At 58.0% G+C, this 3,622-nt stretch carries 3 protein-coding genes; all 3 read right to left on the minus strand.

Annotation, left to right across the window (positions count from 1 at the left end):
* Window positions 1–216: 216 nt before the first annotated feature.
* The gene (gene rho, locus B4E36_RS07260) at window positions 217–1,482 is read right to left on the minus strand and encodes a transcription termination factor Rho (protein ID WP_026173571.1); all 1,266 of its coding nucleotides are present in this window, start codon (window positions 1,480–1,482) and stop codon (window positions 217–219) included.
* 199 nt (window positions 1,483–1,681) lie between these two features.
* A complete protein-coding gene (gene hemJ / locus B4E36_RS07265; protein ID WP_292055399.1) occupies window positions 1,682–2,212 on the minus strand; it encodes a protoporphyrinogen oxidase HemJ in 531 nt (176 codons plus the stop codon).
* 25 nt (window positions 2,213–2,237) lie between these two features.
* Window positions 2,238–3,263, minus strand: coding sequence for a uroporphyrinogen decarboxylase (hemE, locus tag B4E36_RS07270; protein WP_018065374.1), 1,026 nt, complete (start codon window positions 3,261–3,263; stop codon window positions 2,238–2,240).
* Between the last annotated feature and the right edge of the window lie 359 nt (window positions 3,264–3,622).

A 3,622-nucleotide genomic window follows, 5' to 3' on the forward strand; every position in this document is an offset into this window, starting at 1 on the left:
GAAAGGGGCAGTGAGGGTGGCGCGGCATTTCAAATCGTGAGGGCGTTCGCGGTGATAGTCTCCCCCCTCACTGTCGCTGTCGCGACATCTCTCCCCTCCGGGGCGAGAAGATTGGGGGGCTAGGCGGCAGCGCTACACGCAGTCTTTGCGCTTAGCGCCATTATACGGCCAAACTGCACCGAAAGCTTCCCTGCGAACGGACCCCTACCCTATCGCTCAGGTATTCATCGATTCGAAGAATTCGGCGTTGTTCTTGGTCTGCTTCAGCTTGTCGATCAGGAATTCGATACCGTCCGTGGTGCCCATGGGCGCGAGGATGCGGCGGAGGACGAAGATCTTCTGCAGGTCCTGGCGCGGCACGAGCAGGTCTTCCTTGCGGGTGCCCGACTTGAGAATGTCCATGGCCGGGAAGATGCGCTTGTCGGCGACCTTGCGGTCGAGCACGATTTCGGAATTGCCGGTGCCCTTGAATTCCTCGAAGATCACTTCGTCCATGCGGCTGCCGGTATCGATCAGCGCGGTCGCGATGATCGTCAGCGAACCGCCCTCCTCGATATTACGCGCAGCACCAAAGAAGCGCTTCGGGCGCTGCAGCGCATTGGCGTCGACGCCGCCGGTCAGCACCTTGCCGGAGGACGGAACGACCGTGTTATAGGCGCGGCCGAGACGGGTGATACTATCGAGCAGGATCACGACATCGCGGCCGTGCTCCACCAGGCGTTTTGCCTTTTCGATAACCATTTCAGCGACTTGCACGTGGCGTACGGCCGGTTCATCGAAGGTGGATGAGACCACTTCGCCCTTCACCGAACGCTGCATGTCGGTCACTTCCTCGGGCCGCTCGTCGATCAACAGCACGATCAGGAAACATTCGGGGTGATTGGCGGTGATCGAATGGGCGATGTTCTGCAAGAGCACGGTCTTGCCGGTGCGCGGCGGGGCGACGATCAGGCCGCGCTGGCCCTTGCCGAGCGGCGCGACCAGGTCGATGACGCGGGCGGAATTGTCCTTGGAGGTCGGGTTGTCGAGCTCCATCTTGAAGCGCTCATCGGGATAGAGCGGCGTCAGATTGTCGAAATGGACCTTGTGACGGATCTTTTCCGGATCGTCGGAATTGATGGTATTGACCTTCAGCAGCGCGAAATAGCGCTCGCCCTCCTTCGGTCCGCGGATCGGCCCTTCAACCGTGTCGCCGGTCTTCAGCGCGAAGCGGCGGATTTGGGAGGGCGAAATATAGATGTCGTCCGGGCCGGGAAGATAGTTGGCATTGGCCGAACGCAAGAACCCGAAACCGTCCTGAAGGACCTCGACCACGCCCTCGCCGATAATCTCGACGTCCTGGGCTGCAAGCATCTTGAGGATGGCAAACATGAGTTCCTGTTTGCGCAAGGTGCTCGCGCCCTCAACTTCGACTGATTCGGCAAAGGCAAGGAGATCGGTAGGCGTTTTACTCTTCAGTTCCTGAAGCTTCATTTGAGACATGAAGAAAACCGTGATGTTGTCATGAAGATAGAAAGGCCGGTTGCGCTGGTAGAGCAGTGCCAATTCGGATTGGCAAAGGGGGATACTTTCGCACAGCCTTTTGGATGAGTGGCCGGAAGATACTGATTTGACGCTGACGTTACAAGAGCAAAAACAGCATTTTTATCGCCGAAAACCGCCTAAAATGTTCATCATCTGATTAAAACGGCTTCAAAACGACCATTATAACGATGATGATCATCAAAACTGTCGGAACTTCGTTGATGATGCGCCAGTGTTTCGCGCTGTGCGAACGTTTGTCGGCGGCAAATTCCTTCAGCGATTTGCTGAGATAGCCATGGACGCCCGACAGAAGAAAAACCGCCAGGATCTTGACATGCAGCCAGCCGCCGGAAAACCGGAAACCCTCCCAGGCAAGGTATAGACCGAAAATCCATGTCAGAATCATGGCCGGGTTCATGATCGCCTTCATCAGGCGATATTCCATCACCTTGAAGGTTTCAGAGCTTTCGGAACCGGGCACAGTATCAGCGTGGTAGACGAAGAGGCGCGGCAGATAGAACATGCCGGCCATCCAGGCGATCACCGCCATGATGTGGATTGCCTTGGCCCAGAGATAGAAATTGTCGCGGTCGAAGATGTAGATGCCAAGACAGAGCGCCAGAAACACCAGCAGCGCCGTCATTGCCCGCCCTGCCGCCTTGCTGCCGGCATTGTTCCGATCTGCCATCAGGCATTCTCCCTTTTGAAAAGGACTATTCTTCGCCTCTCACGAGCCGGACAAGCGCTGCCACATGCTCCGGATCGGCCTCGGGCGTGATTCCGTGGCCAAGATTGAAGATCAGCGGTCCGTCCGCAAGCGCTTCGAGAATGGCAAGGGCGCGGCTTTTCATCGCATGACCGCCAGCGACCACGGAAAGCGGGTCGAGATTGCCCTGCACCGGCCCATCCTTCTGCAGGTCTCTGGCGATGGCAAGAGGCACCGTCCAGTCGAGGCCGATCGCGTCCGCGCCGGTCTTGGCGCGATACGAGGCGAGGTTGGGGCCCGCGCCCTTGGCGAAGGCGATGATCTTCGCCTCCGGATGCGCCGCCCGCACTTTCGCAACGATCCGCGCGACGGGTGCCGCAGCAAAGTCGGCAAAATCCTCCTCGCCGAGCACACCGGCCCAGCTGTCGAAGATCTGCACCGCGCCGGCGCCGGCCTCAAGCTGGCGGATCAGGTAATCGGCCGAGAGATCGGCAAGGTAGTCGAGCAGTTTCAGGAATTCGCGTCTGTGGCGATAGGCAAACAGCCGCGCCGGCGCCTGGTCGGGGGTGCCGCGTCCGGCAATCATATAGGTCGCCACGGTAAAGGGCGCGCCGCAGAAACCGAGCAGCGCCGTTTCCTCCGGTAACTCCCGGCGGATACGCCTCACCGCTTCAATGACCGGATCGAGCCGGCCTGCGTCATAGCTCTTTTCAAGAGCCAAGATGCCGTCTGCGTTGATCGGATCAAGTCTCGGTCCTTCCCCGGCCTCAAAGCGGACATTGCGCTTCAGCGCATCGGGGATCACGAGAATGTCGGAAAATAGGATCGCCGCGTCAAAGCCATATCGCCTGATCGGCTGCAGCGTCACTTCCGTTGCAAAATCCGGATTATAGCAGAGGTTCAGAAAGCCTCCGGCCTTTTCCCGCACGGCGCGGTATTCCGGCAGATAGCGTCCTGCCTGCCGCATCAGCCAGATCGGCGGCGGGTTTACGGTCTCGCCATCCAGCACCCGTTCCAGTGCCCTTTTCGCCATATCCCCAGCCTCGCCTCTAAATGAATCTTGTTATGTTCGGTTTCTTTTATTTCTTAGAGTCTGTGACGATCAAGGATTAAAGCTTTTGCCGCAGTCATGAGTCATTTCCCCGGTTTCCAGTTTCGCATCGGTGATTTTCGGACCTGTGATTTTGGCAGATCGGGGATTTCGCTGTTCACCTCAATGGATTCAACGTCTCCCGGCTCTGGCGCAAGGCGGAAACCCTGTTTAAAACCCACGGAAAAGCGGCGCGATGGTCGGCATTGTCCCCGTTTTCAACAGGCTGGATTTCACGCTTCCGTCATTTGAGCATATGTGGATAAACACGCCTACTTCCCACAGGCGAAAACCGGATGAGA

The sequence above is a fragment of the Martelella sp. UBA3392 genome (assembly GCF_002358775.1).
GTDB lineage: Bacteria > Pseudomonadota > Alphaproteobacteria > Rhizobiales > Rhizobiaceae > Martelella > Martelella mediterranea.